The sequence below is a fragment of the Faecalispora jeddahensis genome (genome assembly GCF_000577335.1).
Taxonomy (GTDB): Bacteria; Bacillota; Clostridia; order Oscillospirales; family Acutalibacteraceae; genus Faecalispora; species Faecalispora jeddahensis.
The window spans coordinates 68,701-94,735 of record NZ_CBYL010000008.1; the positions used below are offsets into that span (position 1 = coordinate 68,701).

Here is a 26,035-nt window from a genome sequence, read left to right on the forward strand (position 1 = left end):
ATTTTAATGGAAAAAGCATTGTTGTCAATCAATCAAAAACAAGAATGAGTTTTCAGAATTAGGTGTCCGCGTAAAGGGGAAAATACTGCCTGTTGTTTCGTAAAATGTGTTTCTGCGTCGGATTCGGTTGACATAACAGACATTTTCACAAAATCTTAAAAAAAGTTAACACACCGGTATACCGTCACTTATCAACACTTTCAACAGACTTTTCCACAGGATGTTCCGGGGTTATCCACTGGATTTATGTAAACCGAAAAAATTTACATACGGTATAACCGATCAACAGGTTATCCTTTTCCTGATTCATTCCGTATAAACGTTTGCCTTTCGCCTAAAATAAAGGTATCAAATCAGCAGGAGGCTCACTATGATTCGCGGAATCAGCAGACAGATCATTGAGGTGAAGGAAACGGGGAATATGTACTACGAAAGCGCCTATCTGGTGGTAAAGCCGGAATACGCCAGCGCCGAACGCGAGCTGCTCGAGCGCGAGGCCCGCAAAATACTGCGCAGCATGGACGCTCCCTCCGGCATGAAGCGGGCGCGGGGAATGTCTTTTTGGGTGACTCGGGTAGCTCCTCCCGCGGCCGTGGCGGCAGCGGCGGCGATCTTATATTTTGCCACGATTTGAGCCCGGGCATAATCCGCCTTTTTTTAACAATTTATTTTCCTTTCCGCGCCCTTTTGTGTTATAATAACCTCACGATACAGCCCAAAGCATAAGCTTTGAAACAAATTTTTAGCAGGGTATCCTCAGCATGGGTATTCTGCTGGTATAGCCTTGCCCCTCATACCGGGGCAAAGGCTGCGTCTGCACGTATGCTGCGGGAAACTTTCACAGAAGAAACAGGCCGTTTTCTCACAAAAGAATAAAATCTTTCTGAAATGGATTTTTCTGAAAAATATAGAACCTATAGAATCAGAAATAATACTTAACATTTTAGCGGTTTGCCTGCGCGGCAAAGCCAAAGACCGTAAAGAGGAGCAGAACATATGGAAGAAAATAAAACCGCCGCGCGCGGCGAAGACATTATTGCGGGCAGAAACGCCGTAACAGAGGCGCTGAAAGCCGGGCGCACCATCGACAGCATCTATGTGGCCCGGGGCAACCGCACGGGCTCCATCGGCGGCATTATTGCAAAGGCCAAGCAGTCGGGCATCCCCATAAAGGACGCCGACCCCAAAAAGCTGGATTATCTGTGCGGACACGCCAACCATCAGGGTGTGGTGGCGGTGGCCGCCGTAAAAGAATATGCCTCGCTGGAGGATCTGTTCCGCGTAGCGGAGGAGCGGGGCGAGCCGCCGTTCTTCCTGATCGCGGACGAGCTGGAGGATCCCCATAATCTGGGGGCGATCCTGCGTACGGCGGAATGCTCCGGAGCGCACGGTGTGATTGTGCCGCGCCGCCGCGCCGCGGGCCTTACGTTTGCCGTGGGCAAGGCGTCGGCCGGAGCAGTGGAATATGTGCCGGTAGCACGGGTGACCAATCTGCCGAGCACACTGGAGGAACTGAAAAAACGCGGCGTTTGGATTTACGCCGCCGATATGGACGGTCAGGACTGGTGCGGTGTGGATTACCGCGGTCCCGCCGCGATCGTCATCGGCTCGGAGGGCTTCGGAGTCAGCCGGCTGATCAGAGAAAAATCGGATTTTATCATATCTTTGCCGATGCTGGGAAAGATAAACTCGTTGAATGCTTCTGTGGCATGCGGCGTGATTTGCTATGAGGTCGTACGGCAGCGCAGGGGGATTCAGGCCAAATAAGCAAAAGGACGGGAGCGTGTAGCCTACCATGGAAAACAACAGGGGAAAAAACCCGCCGGAATACTCGGTGGATGACATCCTGGCGGAGGCCAAAGGCCGTTTGAGCAATAAGGCGTATGAAACGCTGACCGGCAAGGACGAGCAGAACGCGCCGCGGATTCAGCCGCCCGAGACCCAGCCAAAGCCGGAGCAGCCGGCCCCGCCTCAGCCCGGGCCAGAGATTCCGGCCCCGATTTCTCAGCCCCCGCAGGAGATGCCGGCCCAACCGCTCACTCCCGGGCAGAACGGAGAAATCCGCTTTCGCGCGGCGGACGAAACAGAAGACCCCGAAGAACTGAAACTCGAAGAAGAACAGCCCGCTCCCCGCGGGCTGAAGGGCTTTTTTGCGCGCCGGCGCAGCCGCAAAGCGGCAGAGGCCTGCGAGTTTGACGAAGAAGAGGATATTTACTACGGGCTTCAGCTTAAGCCGGTAGAGGAATATAAAAAGGGCTACGACGACACCGTTTCCACAGATAAAGGCCCTACCCCCGCATTTCGCTATCTGTTTGACGAAACGCCGGAGGACGAGGTAGAGGAAGAGATATCTGCCCGGTTCCAGCCGTGGGAGCCTGCCGCGCCCGTACAGCTGATCCGGGAAACGCAGCAGCGGCCCCTTGGCCCCACCGCGCCCAAAGCAGCCGAACCACTGGCTCCGGAACAGCCGGCCCGGCCGAAGCAGAGCACACGCACACAACAGGAATCCGCTCCCCTGCCACAAAAAGAATCCACACAAGAATTCCGCCTGCCCGGTCTCCCCGCCAGCCATCACCTGCACCTGGAGCCGCTTCCGTTCCCAAAGGAAACGGAAGGCGGATATATGGATCTGGAGGAAGCCGCCCGTCTGGTGCGGCAGTCCCGGAAAGAAACAGATGCACCGGAGAAGAAACCGCGCCCCAAAGCCGAACGCCCCGCGCGGGAAGTGATCACCGCACAGCCGCCGGTTTCTAAAAATGAAATCACAAAAGAAATAGAAGTCGTTCCCCACGAAGCGGAGCCCCAGCCGTCCGCCGCCGATCTGCCGGATCAGTCCCATACACAGACCCCGTCGCAGGAGCAGGTCAGTCCCGCACCCGCGTCGGCCGAGCCGAAATCCGCCCCCGAATCCACACAGCCGGAAGCCCTGAAGCAAAAGGCAATCGAACAGAACCTTCCGCAGCCGGAGCCCGCAGTACTGCACGCCTCCACTGAGCAGGAGCCGGAACAGATAGTCCCGCAAGCGGGAACCGAAGAGCTGCCGCAGTCCGAAGAGGAAAAGAGGGCGCGCGCCGCGCTCGAACAGCTGCAGGCAGAGACCGCTCAGCGACATGCGGAGCAGCAAAAGAAGGAACAGATTCGCGCACTGGTCCGCGCATCGCGCAAATACCTGCCGAACACTCTGCCCGTTCATGTACTGGAGTTCGACCGGCTGGAAGCGGCGCTGACCCGCGTGGAGGAAAGCTATCGAACCATACCGGAGGAACCGCCTGAAGAACCGGTACAGGAACCGCGCAGCCGGAAAAAACGGCAGCCTGCCTCTTCCGGAGTACATACATTCCGCTTCCTTGGGGAAGTGGAAGAAGACAACGATCCCAACGATGAGCCCGGCACCGAGCCGGAGCCTGAGAATCTGGACGACTACACCGCACCCGAGGACGCGCCCTCGATTCTGCACGAGCTGGGCGCGGAACACCGTGCGCTGGCCCTGCGTGTTTCCGTCACAGGGATTTTGATGCTTGTGATGCTGTTCTGGGGCTTTGTCAGTGAACGCTCCGGCATGCTGCCCGCATTTCTGCGGGCAGAGGTTCTGCCGCTGGCGTACCTGATTACAAACTTGTGCCTGCTGACCATGGCGATCGTATTCTGCCGCAAAACAGTGCTCGGGGGAATCCGGGCGCTGGTAAGTCTTCAGGCCAATGCGGACAGCGGTGTGGCCGTGGCCGCCGCGGCCGCGTGGATACAGGGTGCCGCCCTGCTGTTCCAGACGCAGGAGGTCGAGAGAGGGCAACTGCACCTGTACGCCGTTTTGGCGGCGCTCGGCCTGTTCCTCAACTCTGCGGGCAAACTCTCTATGGTGCGGCGCATCCGTGCGAACTTCCGCTTTTTAATCTCGCCTGAACCCAAAATGGGCGTTGAGCTGTTCGATGATTACAACACTGCCCTGCAGCTGGCAAAAGGCTGTGTGGTAGGCGAGCCGCTGATCGCATACCAGAGGAAGACAGGCTTTTTCCGCAACTTTTTGCGCAACTCCTACGAGCCGGACCCCAGCGAGCAGGCGTCGCAGTCGATGGCTCCTCTGCTGTTCCTCGGCACATTGGTGCTGTGCGCCATCAGTCTGGTGCTGACCCGCAGCGCTTCCGCCGCGATAACGGCTCTGGCCGCCGCAGCCTGTGTGAGCGCTCCGATCACCAGCATGCTGTGCGTCAACATGCCGATCAGCCGCCTGTCCGCCCTGGCACGTCGATGCGGCACAATGCTGGTAGGCAACCCTGCCGTGGAGTATTTCTGCAACACCAATGCGCTGATGACCGACGCCAAAGAGCTGTTCCCCAAAGGGACGGTCATCCTGAATGGAATCAAAACGTTCGGCGGCCAGCGCATCGACGAAGCCATTATGGACGCCAGCGCGGTGATGTGCACCCTGGGCGGCCCCTTAAGCGACCTGTTTGAGCAGATCATTCAGAACCGGCGCGATATTCTGCCGAAGGCCGAAAACATCACTTATGAGGATGAACGCGGCGTCACCGGCTGGGTGAGCGGCCGCCGCACGCTGGTAGGCACCCGGCAGCTGCTGGAGCAGCACGGGCTGACTCCGCCCTCCCGCGATTACGAAAATAAATACCTGCTGGGCGGAAAAAAGGTGGTCTACCTGGCCTCGCAGGGCGAGCTGGTCGCAATGTTCGTTATTTCGTATAACTCCGACAAGCGACGCGCGCTGGAGCTGCGCCGCATGGAGCAGAACGGCATCAGCCTGATCCTGCGCACGACGGACCCGAACATGACCCCCGAATTCGTGGCCGAATGCTTTGGCCTTGACCCACATTCCGTACGGATTCTGCCGGAAACGCTCGGTACCATGTACCAGAATAAGATCACCAAAGAGCGCGAGCGCGCTGACGCCCTGTTTGTCAGCAAGGGCCGCCCCGCCTCTATGATGCGGATGCTGACCGCCTGCGTGCGCGAAAAGAGCAATGTGACCATGGCGACTCTGCTGCAGACCGTCGGAGTCATTCTCGGGTTCATGCTTGTGGCGTTCCTGGTCTTTTATTCCGGGCTTGAGCAGCTTTCTACCATGGCGCTGCTGTTGTACCAGCTGTTCTGGGCAGCGGCCGTACTGATTATCCCCCGGCTGCGCAAGCCATAACACAAAAATCGGCCGGGCCGGGCGGCCCGGCCAGATTCGACGGACAATCCCCACAAAACAGGGATTGTCCGTTTTTTTGTGCTGTCAAGAGAATCCTGGAGAAACCACAAAAGAAAACCGAATTCGTTAAATTGTATAGTTTCCATAAAATCGTCTTATTGAATGCGTCTAATTTATTGGAAAGCATTGCTTCCTATGTGAAAATAAGATATAATTGTAAAAAATAACTGGGATTGGATTGTAGGTAATATCCAAACAACTGCCGTTTGCACAGAACGGTCTCCCGGCATTACCCTACTGCCCCGGCTGGGGCATCTTGAAAGGAGTTTTACCAAGTGAAGCAGTATCATGCAAAAAATATTCTGAACATTGCGATTGCGGGCCACAGCGGCTCGGGAAAGACTACGCTGGCAGAGGCATTGCTGTTTTTGTCCGGCTCATCTGACCGGCTGGGAAAGGTAGGGGAAGGAAATACGGTTTGCGATTTTGATCCCGAGGAAATCCGCCGCAAGGCCTCCGTGGGCGCAGCCGTTGCTCCGTTAGAGTGGAAGAACCATAAGATTAATCTGATCGATACTCCCGGCCTGTTCGATTTTGAGGGCGGGCTTTACGAAGCCGTTCGCGCCGCGGATTCCGTTCTGATCACCGTATCCGGCAAATCCGGCGTGCTGGTCGGAACCGAGAAGGCCAATCAGGCGGCAGCGGCCCGCGGACTTTCGAAAATCTTTTTTGTCAACGGCCTGTGCGACGAAAGCGCGCGCTTCTACCGTGTGTTTGAAGATTTGAAGGCCAGCTTCGGCCCCTCCGTGTGCCCGGTGGTCGTCCCCTATATTGTAGACGGCAATGCTGACTGCTACGTGAACATACTGGAATATAAAGCATACCGCTACCAGAACGGTACGCCGGTCGAGGTGCCGATGCCAGACATGGGCGACCGTCTGGACGGTCTGCGCACCGCGATTTACGAGGCGGTGGCCGAAACCAGCGAGGAAATGTTCGAGAAATATTTCTCCGGCGAGCAGTTCACGCCGGAAGAAGTGATCGTCGGCGTGAGCAAGGGCGTAAAGAACGGTACCATCAGCCCGGTGTTCTGCGGCGATGCCCAGCTGACCTACGGCATTGAGCAGCTGCTCAACGGCCTGATCTGGCTGGCCCCCTCCGCCGAGGAAAAAAGCGGCGAGCTGGGGCTGGATGTGGATGGAAACCCGGTCGAGCTCTCTGCAAACGAGGACGGAGCCGCTGCCGCAATTGTATTCAAAACGATCGCCGACCCGTTTATCGGCAAACTGTCGTACCTAAAAGTCATCTCCGGCAAAGTCACAACGGAGACTCCGCTGGTCAATATGAGAACCGGCAACCCCGAGCGCATCGGCAAGGTTGTCACCATCCGCGGTAAAAAGCAGGAAGAAGCGCAGGCGCTTGTAGCCGGCGACATCGGCGCGGTGCCGAAGCTGCAGGGCACCGGCACCGGCGACACGCTCTGCTCACCCGCCCGCAAGATCGTGCTCGAAGGCGTGGATTACCCTGCCCCCACCCTCTCAATGGCAATTGTGCCGAAAAACAAGGGAGATGAGGACAAGATCGCACAGGGCATCCTTCGTCTGCTGGAGGAAGACCCCACCCTGCGCTTTGTCAATGACCCCGAAACCCGCCAGATGATCATCACCGGCCTCGGCGAGCAGCATCTGGACGTTGTGGTGTCGAAGCTCAAGAGCAAGTTCGGCGTAGAGATTACGCTTGCCGACCCGCGCGTACCGTACCGCGAGACCATTCGCAAAAAGGTGCAGGTGCAGGGCCGACATAAAAAGCAGACCGGCGGCCACGGCCAGTTTGGCGACGTTTGGATCGAATTCGAGCCCTGCGACAGCGACGGCCTGGAATTCGGCGAGCGCGTCGTTGGCGGCTCGGTGCCGAAGGGCTTCTTCCCCGCCGTGGAAAAGGGCCTGCGCGAGAGCATTCAGAAAGGCCCGCTGGCCGGGTACCCTGTGGTCGGCCTGAGAGCCACCTTGTACGACGGCTCGTACCACCCCGTAGATTCCTCTGAAATGGCGTTCAAGCTGGCGGCCAATGTTGCGTATAAGACCGGCATGCCGCAGGCGGGTCCGATTCTGCTGGAGCCCATCGGCACGCTCTCTGCCACGGTGCCGGATTCCAACACCGGCGACGTGATGGGAGAAGTCAACAAGCGCCGCGGGCGCATTATGGGCATGAACCCCGGAGCCTCCGGAATGCAGGTGGTTGAGGCTGAAGTCCCGATGGCCGAGATGCACGACTTTACAACCTTTATCCGCCAGGTGACCCAGGGACGCGGTAGCTTTACGTTTACCTTTACCCGCTACGAGGAAGCCCCCGCGCAGGTGGCCCAGAAGGTAGTGGAAGCCGCAAAGGCCGCGGCGGAAAAAGCCGAATAAATTCTGATTGATTCAAATTCAGCCGGAGCATTTGCCCATAACGGGCCGGTGCTCCGGCTTATTTTTAAAATAAATAAAAATTTTTTGGTAAATGTTGTAACAAAATGGGGCACTCAATCGGTATATTAACAGAGGACAAAGGAAAACAAAGATTCCTGCTGCCACATTGCTGAAATGGGTAAACAGATGATGTAAAAAAGTCAATCTCAACCGAATTCGGTTATTCCGTAATGTAACATTTTTTTATTCTCGTTTCACCATCCGCAGGAACCGTGAATGGTAAACTGAATTTCAGGTGATGTACTGTGAAAACAGTCAATAAAAAAAACAATGCCGTGATAGCCCTTATTACTGTTACCTTATTCATTTTATCCTGGGGTGTTGTTCAATATCAGCAAATGTCAAATTTAATGTATCGAATTTCTTATCCAGACGAAAAATGGAACTCCTACACTTTCAAAGACAGCTTTTTTAACCGGAGCGCTACCGAATTCTCCGAGTATTTAAACCGGTTGAGATTTCTCCCCGCTGACGATGAATTGATGAATTCTGATTATAACAATCATATTCGTATTACAGTCGAAGACGGTTCAGAATATTTAGTGAACAACTATGTTGTTCTCGAAAAATCTAACCAATACATTATGATTGATATACAGGATACCTACCCCGACAAATATGCAGTTGTGGAGGGGACTCAATACAATTATCTGCACCAAAAGCTGTTAGAGGGACGGGAAAGGCTGGGCATCATAGGCCCAATGGATCAAAAGTGACTGCGTCTTTTGAAAAATCCCCCTCCTTCGAGCATCCGGAATACAAATGCCTTATTCACATAAAGTAAGAGATTTTTGACATATCATTTGCTTGCATATAATCGTTTTCTCCTGTCGCATCAACTTCGAAGATGCACTCCTAATCATACACAGCAAGGGCGGGGATTCTTTTGAATCCCCGCCCTTGCTGTGTAACGATCTATAAACGTTTGACTTATTTACGGATTAGTGATGCTGTTCAGCAAACCGCCCTTTGAAATAATGTTCTGGATAAACGGCGGGAACGGCTGAGCCTGATATGTTTTGCCCGTGGTGAGGTCGCGAATCACACCGGTGTCGAAATCCACACTGACCTCGTCACCCGCCTGAATCTCACGGGCTGCCTCCTCGCACTCCAGAATCGGCAGGCCGATGTTGATAGAGTTGCGGTAGAAAATCCGCGCGAAGGTTGAAGCGATCACGCAGGAGATTCCGCTCGCCTTGATCGCGATGGGGGCGTGCTCACGGGAGGAGCCGCACCCGAAATTTTTATTTGCCACGATAATATCCCCCGGTTTTACCCGATTGACAAAATCCGCGTCGATGTCTATCATACAGTGCTGCGCCAGCTCCTGATGCGATGAGGTATTCAGGTAGCGCGCCGGAATAATGACGTCGGTATCGACGTTATCGCCGTATTTGTGTACTGTTCCTTGTGCGTTCATTCTGCATCCTCCTTTTCTGTTTCCAGAGCCGCGGGGTCGGTCAGTACGCCGGTAATCGCGCTGGCCGCCGCTACTGCGGGGCTGGACAGATACACCTCGGACTCAATGTGACCCATTCTGCCCACAAAGTTGCGGTTTGTAGTGGAAACCGCCCGCTCCCCTTTGCCGAGGATGCCCATATGCCCGCCGAGGCACGGCCCACAGGTGGGGGTGGAGAACACCGCTCCGGCCTCGACAAAAATCTCGGCCAATCCCTCGCGGATCGCCTGCAGATAAATGCTTTGGGTGCCGGGAATGATAATGCAGCGCACACGCTTGTTCACCTTGCGCCCCTTTAAAATCTCTGCCGCGGCGCGCAGGTCTTCCATCCGTCCGTTTGTGCAGGAACCGATCACAGCCTGATCAATCTTTACCGTACCCGCCTCATCGATGGTGCGGGTATTCTCCGGAAGATGCGGAAACGCGATTGTGGGCCGCAGGGTGGAGAGATCAATCACGATCTCGCTGTCGTACTGCGCATCCTCGTCGGCGGTATAGATCACCGGCTCGCGTTGGAAACGATCCTTGCAGTAAGCGAGTGTGATCTCATCCACCGGGAAAATGCCGTTCTTTGCACCGGCCTCGATCGCCATATTCGCGATGCACAGGCGGTCATCCATCGAAAGGGATTTGACTCCCTCACCCGTGAATTCCAGCGACTGATACAAAGCGCCGTCCACGCCGATCCTGCCGATCAGGTGCAGAATCACGTCCTTGCCGGACACCCATTTCAGACACTTTCCATTGAGCACCACGCGGATGGCCCCAGGCACCTTAAACCAGGCCTTGCCGGTGATCATGCCCGCCGCCATATCCGTGGAGCCGACGCCCGTGGAAAACGCGCCCAGCGCGCCATAGGTGCAGGTGTGCGAATCCGCGCCGATCACGCAGTCGCCGGGGCCAACCAGACCCTGTTCCGGCAAAAGCGCATGCTCAATGCCCATCTGGCCCACATCAAAGAAATTCGTAATGTCGTATTTGTCCGCAAAATTGCGGGTCTGTCGGCATTGCTCCGCCGCCTTGATGTCTTTGTTCGGCGTAAAATGGTCGAGCACCAGAGCGATTTTATCTTTATGAAAAATCCCCGTGGCCCCGCTCTTTTCAAACTCGTTGATGGCAACCGGGCTGGTAATATCGTTGCCCAGAACCAAATCCAGCGACGCCTCTACCAGCTGCCCTGCCGTTACCTGCGGCAGTCCGGCCTTCGCCGCCAGAATTTTTTGCGTCATCGTCATGCCCATCGGTTCAAAACCTCCTCTGATTTGATGAAAGCCTCTTTGCTTGTTTTCATTTTCTTTATTATCGCATTCCTGTTGCGCAAAGAATGTAAAGCATGATACAATTGAGAAAATATTTTTCGGATTTCAAATCGTATGGTTGGTGTAGCTAAAATAGGACTGTTTCTTTTCCGCTACCAATGGGAAAAACCACCTTTTTTGAAACAGTATGAGCGATAATCGCAGGAGGAACGGCAGATGGAGCAATTAAAATGGGCCGCGGAAAGTCTATGGGAGGTATTAGGCCGCAAAGAAACGCCCCGGCTGTACCCGGGGAACCAAATGATTTACCGGCAGGGTGAGCTAGCCGAGCGCTTTTATTATCTGAAAAGCGGCCGGGTGCGGATTTTTATGAGCTCTGAAAACGGACAGGAAAAAACCCTCACCCTGCTCGAGCAAGGGAACATCTTCGGCGAGGCTGCGTTTTTTGACGGCCTTCCCCGCGTTTCTTCCGCACGCACGCTGGAAAAATCGCAGATCATCCCCATCAACCGCGAGGTTCTGCTCGACTGCTTCCGCGAGGAACCGATGCTCGCCTTTCAGCTATTACACCTGTTTTCGAAAACAGTGCGCATGCTGTCCAACCAGGTGGATCACATGACCTTCCTGCAGGCCGACCGGCGCATCGCAAAAATCCTTACCGAGCTTTCGGGCGAGCGCGATGGTGAACCCATCGCCTGCTCACACGAGGATTTGGCCAGCATGGCGGGGGTTTCCCGCGTGACCGTCAGCCGAGTTTTAGGTGAATTTTCCCGGCGCGGCTGGGTTTCTACCCAATACCGGAGCATCCGAATCCTGAATCTGGAGGCTCTTCTGCGCTTTGCGCTTTCGTAATGGGATTTAGATACGGCGTGAAGTCCTTATAACGAGAATCAGATGTCTCTGTCTCAATAAGCGGTAGAAGTCGAATCATTTCACCAAACTCGAGTTTCAAGGTTCTCTCAGCCGTCGGCAACTTGTTGCCGCTAACGGCGTGAGGTCCTTATAACGAGAATCAGATGTCGTTGCCTCAATAAGCGGCAGAAATCAAATTATTTCATCTGTCTCGAGTTTCAAGGTTCTCCCAGCCGTCGGCAACTTGTTGCCGCTAACGGCGTGAGGTCCTTATAACGAGAATTAGATGTCGTTGCCTCAATAAGCGGTAGAAGTCGAATCATTTCACCAAACTCGAGTTTCAAGGTTCTCCCAGCCGTCGGCAACTTGTTGCCGCTAATGGCGTGAGGTCCTTATAATCCACAGATTTTGGGGAAAATAATCTGGGGTGATTTGCTTTGGAATTCGCGCTGGGGAAAAACAGCATCCGCCTGTGGCGCATTCGGGGAACACTGGTCGCGCTGCCGGCATGCTTTGTATGCGGCATTGTTGCGGCTCTTTTCCCGATCGTAGGCATCATTTTATGTATTATTTTCATTGTAATATACTTATTGTATTATTTTTGGTATGTTCCTCGCCTGTTCCACTCCAGTTTGGCCAGCCTTGAGAACGGCCGGCTGACCTGGCGGACGGGCGTGCTGTTTTCGGTGCGCATTTCTCTGCGGCTCGAAACGATCCTTACCGCATCCATCTCGCGCACGCCTCTGCAAAGTTTGCTGGGACTCTGCACGCTTTCGGTGCGCCCGGTCGGCGCGCCCATCTCCCTGCGGCAGCTGGCAGAACCAGACGCCCGCGAGCTGCTGCGCCGCATTGAGGAGGCCGCCGATGACTAAACGCCCGCATGTTGTTACGTTGTGGAACTATCTTTCCCGCTTTTTCTTCCTGCTGATTGTCCCGCTGGTGCAGGCGGTATTCCGCGCGCCGTTTTCAGAAGTGGCATGGAGCAGCCTGCCCGGCGTGATTGCCGTCGTTGGAATCGCATGCTTTCAGTACCTCAGCTGCGGGTACGGAGTCACCGCAGTGGAGGACAGCGGACGCAGCCTTTCCATTTTATACTGGAACAGTGGGCTGTTTTTTTATAAGCACCGCATTCTTCCGGCGGACTGCGTTGCATCGGTCTTTCTGCGGCTGAATCCGATTCTCGACCTTTTCGGCGCGGTGCAGGTAATGCTCGACAGCCCCGCGGCAAACGCGAAACGCCCCAGCCTCACGCTGCTTCTGCACAAAAAAGAGCCGATGAGCTGGTGGAATCAGCTGCGGGAAGAAATCACACACCGCTATGCCGCCAGCCCCGTGCGCGTGGTGCTGATGGCCATCTCGTGGTCGAACCCAGCCTCGGGTCTGCTGGTGATCGGCCTTTTGCTCAATCGCGCCGGAAAGCTGCTCGGGGAAGAGCTGACCCGGCAGCTATACGGGATTTATGAGAGCGTGAACCAGACCCAGCGGCTGATTGCCTGGGGGCTGCCTCCTACAGTCGCAATTGTCGGCTGGCTGATGGCATTGGGATGGTTCTGCGCTTTTCTGGTGCAGTTTTTTCGCTACGCCTTTTTCACCGCGGGCACATGCCCTACCGGCACCATGATCTCACGCGGGATGTTTTTCCGCAGCCGGCAGCTTCTTACCGATCAGGCCATCCGCGCGGTGGCAATTCGTCAGACGCTGATGATGCGTCTGCTGCATCTGTCATCGGTCTACCTGCACACCATCGGCTCGGGCAAAGAGAAAGGCGACCGCAGCCTTTTGATGGCGGCTGCAAACACCCAGGAGCTGCGCTATCACCTGGCCCGCTTTTACCCGAAGGAGTCGCCGTATTTCTTTTCGCGCGAGGGGATGACAAGCATCCGTCCGCCCAAAAACTCTTTGCTGAGCTTTCTTTTGGTACCGCTGCTGCACGCTGCGGCGATCTTCCTGCTTTACGCGTTGTTTGTACGGTATCTCGCCCTATTCTCTCCATTGGTGCTGTTCCTGTTGGTTTTCCCGATGTACCATCTGCTGCTCCGCACAGCCGCGTACCGCAATTCCTTTCTGGCTGAAGATGACACCCATATTGCGGCCTGCGGCTATGTGAGCGATCAGCTTTTCACGGCAGTGCTCCCCAAAAGCGCGGTGCAGGCTGTGGTGATCCGCCAAAATCCGCTGCAGCGGCGCAGCGGGCGCTGCCAAGTACGATTGTGCATCGGAACTGAAAAAGGCGCCTGCTTTGATCTGCGCCATTTTCGTGTAGAGGATATTCAGCAGCTCTCCTTTCTTTGGGAAGAAACAGAGCAACCGTAACCGACCTGCCGAGCGGATACGGACCATACGAAATCTTACCGTTTCAGCCAAAGCGCGAAAAGCGGCATAAAAATATCAGGGCGCCGCAGTGATGCGGCGCCCTGATATTAAAAAAGAGAGAGTAATCAAACGAAAACCGGTGGGTATTCCAACTAGAGGGGGCTGGAACAGAAAGCATCCCTTGTCCGGTATCTAATTATAAATTATACTGACATAAAAGAAATTTTGCAATAGTTTTTGTGCTTAATATGAAAAAATTTCAAAAAAATTCAAAAAGTTTGATAAGTAAGGGAACATAGGTATTGAGTAATTTATGATTCTTTTCAAGAGAAACCGGTAAGATGCAGAAAACTGCAAAAGCCAGAGCGGCAAACTCTATAAAGGGAGGTGCATCCCTGTTATATATGATGATCTTTCCAAATGCAGCCAATGCGTAAGTCTATTTATAAAACAATTTGGCTGACGCACAGTTTCAGACAGCTTGACAGGCGCCCCCAAATAAGGACGCCTGTCAGACCAACCATTACAATTCTATTATATAAGAGAGCTTATACTCAAAGAAAACAACATTCGATTGGCAGGCAGTTTAATGAACCAGTTCCCCCTGCTTCTCTTCTTTCGCCAACCCCTCGAGCGCTCTGCCCTTGGGGAGCGGCCCGCCGGGCGTATACCATTTCATCTTCCAGCCTACCAGAAGAATCACGATGGTTGCCGCAATACAGGCCCAACCAAGAATATGGCTGCTGATGAGCGGGAAAAGCCCGATAAAAATGGGCGGCGCCACCGTCAGAAAGGTGATGATCGGGCGTGAAATCAAGTTTGCGAAGCCGGTATCCTCTACCGCATAGGCCTTCTGCTCCGGGTCAACGATGCGCTCCAGCAGAATTCCGGTGGCCAGCACACCGCAGGCCTGGCCCCAAACCATCAGATTGCGTTCAAACCAGTCTTTGGGAGAGGTATGCCCGCCGATGAAGATAAACCATGCCCAGTTCAGAACGAAAGCCGCTATGATGGTAACAAGAAGCGGAACCGCATAAGTGATGACGACCTGCACATCGATAGAACCGAGTGCCGAAACAATCAGAAAATCGGTAGAGGTACCGCTGATGCGGCTGACAGTGGACTTATCCACATAGCGTGCAGCCTTGGTTTTTTTCATCACAAACTGAACCAGATAACCCGCAATCAGCGCAGTGCAGAACACGGGGATTTCAAAGCCGGTAAGCCCCTTGAAATATTGAGTCATCAGGTAACCCAAATAGCCCGCCAGCAGAACAATGCCCAAATGGAACGCCATGGAATCCAGGCTGATGCCGGAAACCGTGATCTTTCCGGATTTCTTCTGGTTTTCCGGCGGGATCAGACCGGTCAGCATCTCCCTCGGCAGGTCATGGGGATCGGTTACATAATTGGTATACCCTTTGCGGGCGCCCCAATTGATGATGACGATTCCCAGAAGAATACCGCCGATGATTCCCACCGAGCAGAGGGTATAGCCGACTACCGCGCCGTCGTTCCAGCCTACCAGCTCCAGCGCGCCGCCGACCGCCGCCGCTGTGCCGGGGCCGCCAAAGAACGCGGTGGCCATCATCAGACCGAAACCTTCGTGCAGCTCCGGATAGAAAATGCGAAGCACATACATAGTCAGCAGGATACCGACGCCGTACTGTAATACGGCAATCCCCATGGTGTTGACGGTCATGCCCCACATCATCCTGGAGCGTTCGGAGTTTTTATCGGCTTTCTTTGGCTCTCCGTCGTCCTCATCAATGGGCGCGGCGGCAAAGATGACCGCTACCAGAACCGCGGCATATGTGCCCAGCCACTTGGAAAACGGAATCCAACCCAATCCATTCGGCCCCAGAACAAATGCCAGAATACCGGCGAGCAGTGAGGCTGGAATAAAGAATTTTTGAAAGATCGGAATCTTTGCGCGCATGAATTGCCCGGCCAGCAGCAAAATCCCAATCCAGCTGAGATCTACAAACACATCCCATAACGTCATAATGAAACCCCTCTCCAATCGTTTCGATCACTCGTGATAATAGGGCAGCTGCTCATCAAAGTGTGTTTTTCCGTTCTGATACCATGCGATCATGTGGCTGATTGTATTGGCCGCCTTGCTTTTTGCCGCAACGTCGGAATTGAACGCCTGATGAGGCTGCACATACACATTCCCCGTACGGTTGATCGCGTGATCCATCAGAACCTTCGCGGCGATTCGGTCTTCTTCGTTCCATTTTTCGTGTCCGTTCAGCGCTTTTTCAAAGCCCTCCTCGTCACTGAACACGTCCAGACCGATTCCCAGAATCTTTCCGCTGTTGTACAAATCCAGCAGCGTGGATTCCGGCGCGATGTCGCCGCGAGTCACATTGACAAACACAAAGTTCTTTTGAAAAGAGGAAAGGTACTCTTCGGAAAAGTAATTGACATTATATAGCCTGCTGTCCGGCGAACGGGTCAGGTTCATCGCACAGACAACGATGTCGCTGGTACGGGCCGCTTCCTCTTTGGTGACGAAATGCACACTTTCCCCATATTCCTGTTTCAGTTCTTCCTGACGAATATCCACAGCCTGTACATTCAGGCCGTTCCCCACCAAAAGATCATAGATTCTGTGCCCGATTTTCCCCACGCCAAACACAGTGGCCGTGCGCTCCGGAACAAACTCCATAAAGGATTTTGCCTTATTCCGCTCAAAGGTCATGGTGTTTTCCGTGTAATGATTCAAGTAGCCGGCCGCAGCGTGCACCAGCTTTACCGCGGTTTGCGCCACAGAATTGACGCAGTACTCCCGCAAAGAGGTGATGTTCAGAACCTCTGCGTACTGTTCAAAGTGGTCGTACCCGGCACTTCTGGTAATCACGCTTTTTCCGCCGCTTTTTATGTACTCTTCCGGCAAAACCGAATGGGTTTTTGTCGTAATCAGTTCCGGCAGAATCAAGCCCGGGTGTGCCGCCACATAATCCTGCACATTGCTTGGGGTAATCAGATCCTTTAAGTCTGCCGGAAGCTTTCCCTGATGAATCGCGGCATCCGTCTGTTCCCTTAAATGCTCCGCCTCTGCGCCAAGCGCCTCAAAATGAATGACATCGTACTCTCCCAAAATGAAACCTCCCATCTTATCCGCGCCGGGGGTGTTTCCCAAACATTCCCCCGGCGCCAACAGCATGATTCAACTTTTTTGTGCAACCCTGTTTTTAGATCTTTCCCAATCACCCCTTTTGCTTGTTTTCAAACCATTCGAATAGCAGAAGATCACCTTCTTTTCCCCGGCGAGCCATTCGAAAAGATTGCCTGAATCTGTTCTTGCCGAAGGTCTTTGTGCGAAGAAGCCGCGGCGGTTCCGCAGTGTACAAAGCCTTATCAAGATCACTTGCTATAAAGCTGAAATGAAAATAAATTTGTAAACTACTCCTATATATTCGGTTTTTAAATCCAAACTATCTTTCATAAACTCTATATTTTTTAATAAATATAAAACTTATGTTTTTATTTGGGTAAAGCTTCCCTCCTAAAATACAGCCACCAGTTTAATGGAATTTAGAGGAGTACTTTTCACCAAACATCGTTTCTATCTGGAGAATTTCGCTGTCATGAAAATGACGGATGCCCCGCATTTTATCCGTCAGATTTTGCGGCCACACTCCCAATTGTCTGGCTACGTCGCGCAGCTCCACATTTTTAATAATGGACTGCGTTTTGATCCACACCCCAAACGGGGTCAGCGGGCGTGAGTTTCGTTTTCTCATCACTCTCATCTCCTGTTTTATGATGTTTCTGTAGCACTTTCCATGGACAGGATTTTTTTTGTATGATATGATGAAAGGTAATCAAAATTCTTATCTCGCTTTTTTATGCGATTGGATAAGAGGTATCAAAATCCTACAACGCCTTTAGTATAATACGATATATCTTACAAGTCAAGACTAAAATACGATATTTCTTAAAATAGTGTGAAAAGAGAGATTGATGTATGAAAACAGAACCTTTGGAATATAACAGTAGTAAAATGTTGAAAAAGATCCTGAACGCAATCGAGCAAAGACGGATCTCGGAGAAAGAATGCCTCATCAAAAGCCAGGTCAACACCAGTTTTTTATCCGACTGGAAAAACGGAAAAATCAAGTCGCCGCCATTCGATAAGATATATCGTATAGCACGCTTTCTCAATTTGTCGCTCGATCTTCTTGCGGATAACAGCCCGCCTCCCAGTCAGCTGCCAGAACCGGAAAAATTCCTTCTGAACGGCTTTCGTAAGCTCGACCAGTTGGAGCAACAGATCATTTTGGGGAAAATTTCGGAGATGCTGTATCAGAAAAAAAATTTCGAGGAGCAAAGTCCGGTCACGGAGCAAGTGGCTGGGGATCTATTTTCTGGTCCGGGTTGTACGGATGCGGTAACCGCTGCTAAAAAGGATTAATTTTTTTGGAAAAGAATGGTTATTGATAACCGCTGCCAATTATGGTCAATACATTCCCGAGCAGGCTGTTCTCCCTATCTTACACAAGAGAGCAGACGGAAATAAAATACGACGGGAATCCTTTTCGCCAAAAAGGATTCCCGCTTATCCGTATCAAAAAAGGCTTGCCCGTTTGGGCAAGCCTTTTTTCTGTTCTATTCCATTTAAATGTGTTGCGGATTATTCCTCACGGCCGCAGCATTTTTTATACTTTTTGCCGCTCCCGCAGGGGCAGGGATCGTTGCGGCCAACCTTTTTCCCGTTTACCACGGGGCGTTTTTCCTCGCTGCCGTCACCGGCGCCGGTCGCCATAGTGGGCTTTGCCACCTCTTCGCGCTTAGGCTCTTCTTTGGTCTGCAGGCGCACCGTCAGCATCATGCGGGCTGTGTTCTCTCGAATCTGCGCGATCATCGCGTCGAACATATCGTAGCCTTCCATGCGGTACTCTACGACCGGGTCACGCTGAGCATAGGCGCGCAGGCGAATACCGCGCTGCAGCTCTTCCATCGCATCAATGTGATCCATCCACAGGGTATCGACATTTTTGAGCAGGATCACACGCTCCAGCTCACGCACGATTTCGGGGCCAAACTCCTGCTCGCGCTGCTCGTACATGCGGTTCGTAATCTTCAGCAGCTCACTCTTGACATATTCGGGATCAAGGTCCTCAAGCTCCTCCGGAGAGAAGTCGAGGTCGTTCGGCTGCAGCAGCCAGCCCATATAGTGGTCGCGCAATCCCTTGAAGTCCCAGTCGTCGTGCAGCTGGTCCTCCGGCAGGTAACGTTTTACGTTGGTATCGATCGCCTGCTCGATCATCGTGATGATCTGGCCGCGGATGTTTTCGCCGTTGAGCACCTGATCGCGCTGCTTGTAGATGACCTCGCGCTGACGGTTCATCACATCGTCGTACTGCAGAACGTTCTTGCGGATACCGAAGTTGCGGCCTTCCACCTTGCGCTGGGCGCTCTCGATGGTCTTCGAAAGCATACCGGCCTCGATCGGCATATCCTCTTCTACCTTGAGGGAATCCATCAGGTTCGAGATGCGCTCGCCGCCGAACAGACGCATCAGATCATCCTCCAGCGAGATATAGAACCGGCTCTTGCCGGGGTCGCCCTGACGGCCGGCACGGCCGCGCAGCTGGTTGTCGATACGCCGGGATTCATGGCGCTCAGTACCGATGATATAAAGACCGCCCACAGAGCGAACCTCTTCGGCAACAGGACGAACCTGCTCTTTATATTTTTCGTTCAGCTCCACAAAGGTTTTGCGGGCTTCGAGGATTTCGGGGTCCTGCGTATCGGAATACGCGGTGGATTCGCTGATGAGCTCTTCGGAAAAGCCCATGCGGCGCATCTCAGATTTTGCCATATATTCGGCGTTACCGCCCAGCATAATATCGGTACCGCGGCCGGCCATGTTGGTGGCGATGGTCACGGCGCCCTTTTTACCGGCCTGCGCAACGATTTCGGCTTCCTTTTCATGGTACTTCGCGTTGAGCACTTCGTGCTTCACGCCGCGGCGCCCCAGCATAGCACTGAGAATCTCGGACTTTTCGATGGAGATAGTACCGACCAGCACAGGCTGTCCCTTTTTATAGTGCTCCTCCACATCCTCGATCACGGCTTCAAACTTGGCCTTCTCCGTCTTGTAGACGACATCGGGCAAATCTTCACGGGCCAGCGGGCGGTTAGTGGGGATTTCTATAACGTCCAGCTTGTAGATCTCGCGGAACTCCTCCTCTTCGGTCATGGCCGTACCGGTCATACCGGAGAGCTTTGAGTACAGGCGGAAATAATTCTGGAACGTGATGGTAGCCAGCGTTTTGCTCTCTCTGGCAACCTCCACACCTTCTTTTGCTTCAATCGCCTGGTGCAGGCCCTCGTTGTAGCGGCGGCCGTACATCAAGCGGCCGGTGAACTCGTCCACGATGATGACCTCGCCGTCCTTCACGACGTAGTCGATATCGTTGCGCATCACACCGTTCGCTTTAATGGCCTGATTGACGTGGTGCTGGATCGTCAGGTTTTCAGGATCGGTCAGATTTTCAATCTGGAAATATTTCTCCGCTTTCTTTACGCCGTTCGGGGTCAGAGAAGCGGTTTTCAGCTTTTCATTGACAACGTAGTCATATTCCTTGTACAGCTCGTCGTTGTCTTCCTTTTCGTCCACTTCCGCCACACGAACCATCTTCAGCTGCTTGGCCAGCCGGTCGGCCAACCCGTACAGCTCGGTGGATTTATCCCCCTGGCCGGAAATGATCAAAGGTGTACGGGCCTCATCGATCAGGATGGAGTCCACCTCATCGACGATCGCGTAATTGTGGCCACGCTGTACCTTATTCTCTTTGTAGATCACCATGTTGTCGCGCAGGTAGTCAAAGCCCATCTCGTTGTTGGTGCCGTACGTGATGTCTGCCTCATAGGCGGCCTTGCGCTGATCGTTGTCCATATCGTGGACGATCAGTCCGACGGTAAGGCCAAGGAATCGGTACACCTTACCCATCCATTCCGAGTCGCGGCGGGCCAGGTAATCGTTGACCGTGACTACATGCACACCCTTGCCGGAGAGCGCGTTCAGGTAAGCCGGCAGAGTTGCCACCAGAGTTTTACCTTCACCGGTCTTCATTTCACTGATGCGCCCCTGGTGCAGCACGATGCCGCCAATGATCTGTACCGGAAAATGCCGCATCTCTAAAATACGGGCAGAACCCTCCCGGCAAACGGCAAACGCATCAGGCAGGATGTCGTCCAGCGTTTCGCCATTTGCGAGCCTTTCTTTCAGCGCGGGAGTCTGCGCTTTCAGTTCGGCGTCCGACATGGCTTTGTATTTTTCCTCCAACGCCAGAACAGCATCGCAAAGGGGCTGAATCCGCTTCAACTCGCGTTTGCTGTAATTACCAAAGAACTTGGCCAAAACATTCATCGTCTTCACCTCAACACAATTTAAAAACGAAACAAATCGGTTTCGTCTGATGATCTTCACACGTATACGGTTAACATTATAACATAGCGCCAGCTAAAAAAAAAGAAGATTGTGTAAACAAACAGTTTATACCATTTTACCACCTGCGCGTTTTGTCTTCGTGCAAGACGCTTCCCCTGCTGCGGCACACTACACACCGTATTGTATTTCCAGTTGTACCCATGCTATACTCAAGGCAAAGACAAAAGTTTCGCGAAAGAGCGGTTATTTCTTCCTGCGCGGTTCCCCGCGGAGTACGTGCGGGCTCAGCCTGCGCCCCTCAGATACTCAATCGATTGTATTTTGACTGGAGGTAAAAATTATGAACTCTTTTCTGTGGCTGCCCACTATCACGGGAGCGGAGTCTATCCTCAGATCCGTCACCTACCTGGCCGTGATTTCGGTATGCGTTCAGGGCGTGAGAGCTTTGGGTATTTACATCCGTAACAATTCCAGATAGTCAAAACACATCAAACCCGGCCTGTATCCGTGTTTTCTACGGATACAGGCCGGGTTTCGTTTCAGCAGCATTTATCGGAATATACGGTAGAGAGAACCGGCAATCATCACAAGGAAAAGAATCATGTACCACAACAGCTCTCGGCTTTGTCCTTTGGATCTTTCCTCTTTGCAAACATGCCAGATGATCCCCAGAAATATAAGCGTCATCACACCTAAAAAAAGCTGCGGGAAGTACGCCACAACCGCAACCTCCGGAAACATAATCACCGTACAGCAAAACAGCAGGAGAAAAATCCACAGCTTATAAATACCTTTTCTTTCCAGTATTTCACTTTGAATTCCCTGCCAGTATTCTTTGTTCAAAACAATCCCCTCCTTACCACCTGCTATCATAAAGCTTACCACTCAAGTAATGGTTCATGCAAATTCTATTTGAAATGAAAAATGGGAATGGATGTTATCAACACCCATTCCCTGTTGTGACGACTATCTCCACAACAACTTATGCTATGCTGCAAATCTTTTTGGTCAGCCTATTACTTTCAAAGTGTTCGTAAACCTGTGTAAAATTAATTCAAGTTCACTTTTACAGATATAAGCGAATCATGAACCATAATGCTAAAAATATTGGCACAAGATTCATTACAGCGCCCACCATTTCCTTTTTTCGAAAAGAGTTAACTGTATTTACTACCGATATAAAAATCATAAAAAGGTAAAGTAGTGTCTGCGAATTTCTTAAGCTTACATGAAATATTGGGTAAGACATAGCAATTAATATTCCAACAAGCGTAATGCAAATTATATAGATAATTTTTCTAGTTGAAATGTTACCCACCTTCTTTCAGAAAACAAATACAATACCATTACATTTCAGTTTATCTTTTTACTGTAAAAGAGTATGGACCATATTTTGATTTTTCAGGTGCAATAAAACTCCATGTTACTTTTACTTGCGTATTTCTTGTTCCATACTTTATTTTACTGGACCATACTACTGTTCCTCCAATACATCCTGCAGCTATAACACTTGCTCCTCCCACAACTGATCCTGCAGGACCTCCAACAATTCCACCAATAATAGCAGCTAATACAGCAACTGCTATACCTTTATCCCAGCTTATATATTCCTCTCCGCTATCAAAATCTTCCCAGGCACTTGCTTTTAATGAAGTCGATAATACACTATTACTATTACTTTTCAATGCTTTATTCGTCTGCGCAACTAATTTTCCGTTCAAAAATGCTTTGCCTGTTGAGGTATCAACGCAAACTACATCTTCTGTATTATTAGACAAGATTTTGATTATTCTTCTTCCTTGATTATCATAGGAATACTTATAAGTATGCATACTCCCGTCTATGAAAAGTTGTTCAGAAAAGTTTTTCGCATAAATATCCTCTGTAGTTTTTGTAAGAATGCCTGATTGGGCTGATATGGAGTTAGATTCGATTGCAAAAGCAGGCATTGCAAAAACGTTCATCAACATGGTTACCGTAAGCATAAAACTCAATATCTTTTTCATTTTAAAACTCCTTTCGCAAAAACACAACAAATTTTCATTTAAGCTTCAAACATCCAAAAAAGAGTCCATCCTGCTGTAAAACCAGAAAATCAGAATTGCCTGTCTTAACCTCCATACATCGGGCTCACCTCTTTCTAATTATATTTTATTAATATATATAATTTTTGATTATTATATATTAATTTAAATTAATTATCTACAAATAAAGTAATTGAAGCAATTTTTATATATAGTTTTTATATAAATGTCATATACGCCTCCATTCCTGATATTTAGGGAAATATTTTTTGCGGCACTCCTGTTCCAGATAGCAAAAAATTAATATTTCGCTTTCGGCAGACGTAGCCAGACATTGAGAATTATCGTTCCTACCCCTCAAATTTTCGCTCAACACAACAAAAGAGACTCCGCTTTCGCGGAGTCTCTTTTCATAGCGGATACAACACCCGTTATTCTTTTTTCTCTGTGTCGAACAGATCCTTGATCTTATCGAAAAAGCTCTTGCGCTTCTGATAGTTACGCTGTTCATCACCTGCGCCGTCAAATTCTTTGAGAATTTCCTTCTGGCGATCCGTCAGATTCTTCGGCACCTCGATCGTTACGCGCACATACTGGTCACCGCGCCCGCGGCCGTGGATGTTCGGAATCCCCTTGCCGCGCAGCTTAAAGACATCACCCGGCTGGGTGCCGTCGTGCACCTGATAGCTGACCTTGCCGTCGAGCGTGGGAACGACAACCTCCGCGCCCAGAGCAGCCTGCGCGAACGTAATGGGCATTTCGCACCACACATCGTTGCCGCGGCGCTCGAAAATCGGGTGCGGACGCACTGTCACAAACACGTGCAGATCGCCCGCGGGTCCGCCGTTCGTTCCAGCATCGCCGTGGCCGCCCACATTGAGGGTCTGGCCGTCGTCAATACCGGCCGGAATGGTGATTTCGAGCGTCTTGGTCTTTCTGACGCGTCCGGTACCGCCGCAGGTGTGGCAGGGATGATCGATGATCTTGCCCTTACCGCCGCAGCGGTCGCACCCACGGCTGGTCTGCACCACGCCAAACGGCGTGCGCTGGCTGACCCGTACCTGACCGGTACCGCCGCACTGCGGGCAGGTTTTCGTTTCTGTCCCGCTTTCCGCGCCGGAGCCGCCGCAGGACTGGCACGACTCGATCCGCTGGTAAGAAACCTGCTTTTTGGTGCCCTTCGCAGCCTCTTCAAACGAGATCGTGACCGACGCCTGCGCGTCGCGCCCGCGCCGGGGCGCGTTGGGGTTTGCGTTGCGCCCCACGCCGAAGCCGCCGAAAAAGCTGTTGAAAATATCGCCCAGATCAATGTCGCCGTCGAAGGGGCTGGCACCGGGGCCGCCGCCAAAGTTCGGGTCTACTCCCGCATGGCCGAACTGATCGTACCGCGCCTTTTTCTCTTGATCGGACAAAACCTCGTAAGCCTCGTTGACCTCTTTGAACTTTGCTTCCGCCGTTTTATCCCCCGGGTTCAAATCGGGGTGGTACTGCTTTGCCAGTTTGCGGTAAGCCTTTTTGATTTCATCGTCAGAGGCATTCTTGGGTACGCCCATTACCTCATAATAATCCCTTTTTTCCGCCAAGCCAAGTCACTCCCACATGGTGCGGCAGGCGGAGAAGCCAATTCCCGCCCGCCCTGGATTTCTATGCCGGGCGGCCGCGTCTGCGCGGCATACCCGACGAAGGGCGGCCGAGGCCACCCTTCGTAATCAGCTGTGTTGCTCTATGATACCGCAGGCACTATGCGCCGCAGTATCGCTTTCATCACGTATCAAATATCATACCACAAAACACCCCGGGTTGAAAATACCGAAATTATTTCTGGCTGTCGTCCACATCTTTAAAGTCCGCGTCGTACACCGTCTGACTGTCGCCCGCCGCCGGGCCTTCCTGGGGCTGGCCGCCCATATCGGGAGCTGCTGCCGCGCCGCCCTGCGGGGCGTTGGCCTTATACAGCTTCTCAGAAACCGCGTATAGGCTCTTCTGCAGGTCTTCGGTCTTGAGCTTGAGTTCCTCGACGGAAGCGGACGTCAGCATCCCCTTAAGCTCAGAAACCTTCTGGTTCAGCTCGGTCTTATCGGCTTCTTCAATCTTGTCGCCGCTGTCAGAGATCAGCTTCTCAACGGAATAGCACAGGTTTTCCGCCTCGTTTTTGGTGTCGACTTCTTCGCGGCGCTTCTTGTCCTCGGCGGCAAACTGCTCCGCTTCCTTCACGGCCTTGTCGATGTCGTCCTTGCTCATGTTGGTGCTGGAGGTAATCGTGATGTGCTGTTCCTTGCCGGTGCCAAGATCCTTTGCGGATACGTTCACGATGCCGTTGGCATCCAGATCAAAGGTAACCTCGATCTGGGGGATTCCACGGGGAGCGGGAGCGATGCCGTCGAGCTTGAACAGGCCCAGCTGCTTGTTGTCGCGGGCAAATTCACGCTCGCCCTGCAGCACGTTGACCTCTACCTGGGTCTGGCCGTCCGCAGCGGTGGAGAACACCTGGCTCTTCTTGGTCGGAATCGTGGTGTTGCGCTCAATGATTTTGGTCATGATGCCGCCCATGGTCTCAACGCCCAAAGAAAGGGGAGTAACGTCCAGCAGCAGCAGGCCCTGAACCTCGCCGCCCAGAACGCCGGCCTGCAGCGCAGCGCCGATCGCGACGCACTCGTCGGGGTTGATGCCCTTGAACGGGTCTTTGCCGGTCAGGCTCTTGACCGCATCCTGCACCGCGGGGATTCTGGAAGAACCGCCGACCATCAGCACCTTGCTGATGTCGGAAATCTGCAGGCCGGAATCCTGCAGAGCCTGGCGCACGGGGCCCATGGTCTTTTCTACCAGATCAGCGGTCAGCTCGTTGAACTTCGCGCGGGAAAGAGTCAAATCCAAATGCTTCGGGCCGGTTGCGTCCGCCGTGATGAACGGCAGGTTAATGGAAGCGGAGGTCATGCCGGAAAGCTCGATCTTCGCCTTTTCAGCAGCCTCCTTCAGGCGCTGCATCGCCATTTTGTCGCCGCTCAAATCAATGCCGGCTTCCCTCTTGAAGCTGTCGACCATCCAGTCCATGACGCGCTTGTCGAAATCGTCGCCGCCCAGGCGGTTGTTGCCGGCGGTGGCG

20 protein-coding genes are annotated in these 26,035 nt (G+C 52.6%); 10 read left to right on the forward strand and 10 right to left on the reverse strand.

Translation table 11 applies throughout. From position 1 onward, the window contains the following. Positions 1-370 precede the first annotated feature (370 nt). The 5 genes from TY09_RS05075 (at position 371) to TY09_RS05095 (ending at position 8,333) form a co-directional block, all read left to right on the forward strand. Positions 371-634: a hypothetical protein gene (locus tag TY09_RS05075; protein WP_009064658.1), complete on the forward strand. Its 264-nt coding sequence runs from the start codon at positions 371-373 to the stop codon at positions 632-634. A 362-nt stretch (positions 635-996) separates the two neighbouring features. Continuing rightward, positions 997-1,767: a 23S rRNA (guanosine(2251)-2'-O)-methyltransferase RlmB gene (gene rlmB, locus TY09_RS05080; protein WP_042431662.1), complete on the forward strand. Its 771-nt coding sequence runs from the start codon at positions 997-999 to the stop codon at positions 1,765-1,767. Between the two features lie 28 nt (positions 1,768-1,795). Next, positions 1,796-5,146, forward strand: a complete 3,351-nt coding sequence (locus TY09_RS05085; RefSeq protein ID WP_042431665.1) for an HAD family hydrolase — start codon at positions 1,796-1,798, stop codon at positions 5,144-5,146. A 335-nt stretch (positions 5,147-5,481) separates the two neighbouring features. Then, the gene (locus TY09_RS05090; RefSeq protein ID WP_042431667.1) at positions 5,482-7,557 is read left to right on the forward strand and encodes an elongation factor G; all 2,076 of its coding nucleotides are present in this window, start codon (positions 5,482-5,484) and stop codon (positions 7,555-7,557) included. A 305-nt stretch (positions 7,558-7,862) separates the two neighbouring features. Then, positions 7,863-8,333 (forward strand): hypothetical protein, encoded by a 471-nt coding sequence (locus TY09_RS05095; protein ID WP_042431669.1) that lies wholly within the window; start codon positions 7,863-7,865, stop codon positions 8,331-8,333. A 218-nt stretch (positions 8,334-8,551) separates the two neighbouring features. On the opposite strand, the gene leuD is transcribed toward TY09_RS05095, so the two are convergent. Then, positions 8,552-9,037 carry a 3-isopropylmalate dehydratase small subunit gene (gene leuD, locus TY09_RS05100; RefSeq protein ID WP_042431671.1) on the reverse strand — a complete coding sequence of 162 codons (486 nt, stop codon included), beginning with the start codon at positions 9,035-9,037 and terminating at the stop codon, positions 8,552-8,554. Beyond that, positions 9,034-10,317 carry a 3-isopropylmalate dehydratase large subunit gene (leuC, locus tag TY09_RS05105; RefSeq protein ID WP_042431672.1) on the reverse strand — a complete coding sequence of 428 codons (1,284 nt, stop codon included), beginning with the start codon at positions 10,315-10,317 and terminating at the stop codon, positions 9,034-9,036. Before leuC ends, leuD begins: the two co-directional genes overlap by 4 nt. Positions 10,318-10,551: 234 nt before the next feature. Here leuC and TY09_RS05110 point away from each other — a divergent pair, with 234 nt between their 5' ends. From TY09_RS05110 to TY09_RS05120, 3 genes are all read left to right on the forward strand, one after another. After that, positions 10,552-11,187 carry a Crp/Fnr family transcriptional regulator gene (locus TY09_RS05110; protein ID WP_042431673.1) on the forward strand — a complete coding sequence of 212 codons (636 nt, stop codon included), beginning with the start codon at positions 10,552-10,554 and terminating at the stop codon, positions 11,185-11,187. A 437-nt stretch (positions 11,188-11,624) separates the two neighbouring features. Beyond that, positions 11,625-12,059 carry a PH domain-containing protein gene (locus TY09_RS05115; protein WP_042431674.1) on the forward strand — a complete coding sequence of 145 codons (435 nt, stop codon included), beginning with the start codon at positions 11,625-11,627 and terminating at the stop codon, positions 12,057-12,059. After that, on the forward strand, positions 12,052-13,500 hold the full coding sequence (locus TY09_RS05120; protein WP_042431675.1) for a YdbT family protein: 1,449 nt from the start codon (positions 12,052-12,054) through the stop codon (positions 13,498-13,500). The genes TY09_RS05115 and TY09_RS05120 overlap by 8 nt, the downstream gene beginning before the upstream one ends. A 586-nt stretch (positions 13,501-14,086) precedes the next feature. Here TY09_RS05120 and TY09_RS05125 read toward each other — a convergent pair. The 3 genes from TY09_RS05125 to TY09_RS05135 form a co-directional block, all read right to left on the reverse strand. Then, a complete protein-coding gene (locus TY09_RS05125) occupies positions 14,087-15,505 on the reverse strand; it encodes a sodium/glutamate symporter (RefSeq protein ID WP_042431677.1) in 1,419 nt (472 codons plus the stop codon). Positions 15,506-15,532: 27 nt separating this feature from the next. After that, entirely contained in the window at positions 15,533-16,606 is a 1,074-nt protein-coding gene (locus TY09_RS05130; protein ID WP_242841438.1) for an NAD(P)-dependent oxidoreductase, read from the reverse strand. Positions 16,607-17,033: 427 nt separating this feature from the next. Further along, positions 17,034-17,252 (reverse strand): hypothetical protein, encoded by a 219-nt coding sequence (locus TY09_RS05135; protein WP_009064733.1) that lies wholly within the window; start codon positions 17,250-17,252, stop codon positions 17,034-17,036. Between the two features lie 224 nt (positions 17,253-17,476). On the opposite strand from TY09_RS05135, the gene TY09_RS05140 reads away from it, so the two are divergent. After that, positions 17,477-17,923 carry a helix-turn-helix domain-containing protein gene (locus TY09_RS05140; RefSeq protein WP_042431678.1) on the forward strand — a complete coding sequence of 149 codons (447 nt, stop codon included), beginning with the start codon at positions 17,477-17,479 and terminating at the stop codon, positions 17,921-17,923. 219 nt (positions 17,924-18,142) lie between these two features. Here the strand turns inward: TY09_RS05140 and secA are convergent, their stop codons facing one another. Then, complete coding sequence (secA, locus tag TY09_RS05145) at positions 18,143-20,887, reverse strand: preprotein translocase subunit SecA (protein WP_042431679.1); 2,745 nt, start codon at positions 20,885-20,887, stop codon at positions 18,143-18,145. Between the two features lie 361 nt (positions 20,888-21,248). Between secA and TY09_RS18260 the strand changes: the two genes are divergently transcribed. After that, the gene (locus TY09_RS18260) at positions 21,249-21,386 is read left to right on the forward strand and encodes a hypothetical protein (protein ID WP_157037045.1); all 138 of its coding nucleotides are present in this window, start codon (positions 21,249-21,251) and stop codon (positions 21,384-21,386) included. Positions 21,387-21,457: 71 nt separating this feature from the next. Here TY09_RS18260 and TY09_RS05150 read toward each other — a convergent pair whose 3' ends face one another. The 4 genes from TY09_RS05150 to TY09_RS05165 all read right to left on the reverse strand — a co-directional run. Further along, entirely contained in the window at positions 21,458-21,793 is a 336-nt protein-coding gene (locus TY09_RS05150) for a hypothetical protein (protein ID WP_242841439.1), read from the reverse strand. 473 nt (positions 21,794-22,266) lie between these two features. Then, positions 22,267-22,914 (reverse strand): hypothetical protein, encoded by a 648-nt coding sequence (locus TY09_RS05155; protein WP_042431681.1) that lies wholly within the window; start codon positions 22,912-22,914, stop codon positions 22,267-22,269. 449 nt (positions 22,915-23,363) lie between these two features. Next, the gene (gene dnaJ / locus TY09_RS05160; protein ID WP_009064669.1) at positions 23,364-24,515 is read right to left on the reverse strand and encodes a molecular chaperone DnaJ; all 1,152 of its coding nucleotides are present in this window, start codon (positions 24,513-24,515) and stop codon (positions 23,364-23,366) included. A gap of 232 nt (positions 24,516-24,747) precedes the next feature. Beyond that, the coding region (locus TY09_RS05165; RefSeq protein WP_042431683.1) for an Hsp70 family protein at positions 24,748-26,035 on the reverse strand (1,288 nt) is incomplete at its 5' end.

What these genes read in the sequence shown, in the direction of transcription:
- TY09_RS05125 (WP_042431677.1), bottom strand. Translation starts at nt 15,505, where the DNA reads ATGACGTTATGGGATGTGTTTGTAGATCTCAGCTGGATTGGGATTTTG.
- secA (WP_042431679.1), bottom strand. Translation starts at nt 20,887, where the DNA reads ATGAATGTTTTGGCCAAGTTCTTTGGTAATTACAGCAAACGCGAGTTG.
- TY09_RS05085 (WP_042431665.1), top strand. Translation starts at nt 1,796, where the DNA reads ATGGAAAACAACAGGGGAAAAAACCCGCCGGAATACTCGGTGGATGAC.
- rlmB (WP_042431662.1), top strand. Translation starts at nt 997, where the DNA reads ATGGAAGAAAATAAAACCGCCGCGCGCGGCGAAGACATTATTGCGGGC.
- TY09_RS05140 (WP_042431678.1), top strand. Translation starts at nt 17,477, where the DNA reads ATGAAAACAGAACCTTTGGAATATAACAGTAGTAAAATGTTGAAAAAG.
- TY09_RS05135 (WP_009064733.1), bottom strand. Translation starts at nt 17,252, where the DNA reads ATGAGAAAACGAAACTCACGCCCGCTGACCCCGTTTGGGGTGTGGATC.
- TY09_RS05110 (WP_042431673.1), top strand. Translation starts at nt 10,552, where the DNA reads ATGGAGCAATTAAAATGGGCCGCGGAAAGTCTATGGGAGGTATTAGGC.
- TY09_RS05120 (WP_042431675.1), top strand. Translation starts at nt 12,052, where the DNA reads ATGACTAAACGCCCGCATGTTGTTACGTTGTGGAACTATCTTTCCCGC.
- TY09_RS05155 (WP_042431681.1), bottom strand. Translation starts at nt 22,914, where the DNA reads ATGAAAAAGATATTGAGTTTTATGCTTACGGTAACCATGTTGATGAAC.
- TY09_RS05075 (WP_009064658.1), top strand. Translation starts at nt 371, where the DNA reads ATGATTCGCGGAATCAGCAGACAGATCATTGAGGTGAAGGAAACGGGG.
- leuC (WP_042431672.1), bottom strand. Translation starts at nt 10,317, where the DNA reads ATGGGCATGACGATGACGCAAAAAATTCTGGCGGCGAAGGCCGGACTG.
- leuD (WP_042431671.1), bottom strand. Translation starts at nt 9,037, where the DNA reads ATGAACGCACAAGGAACAGTACACAAATACGGCGATAACGTCGATACC.
- TY09_RS18260 (WP_157037045.1), top strand. Translation starts at nt 21,249, where the DNA reads ATGAACTCTTTTCTGTGGCTGCCCACTATCACGGGAGCGGAGTCTATC.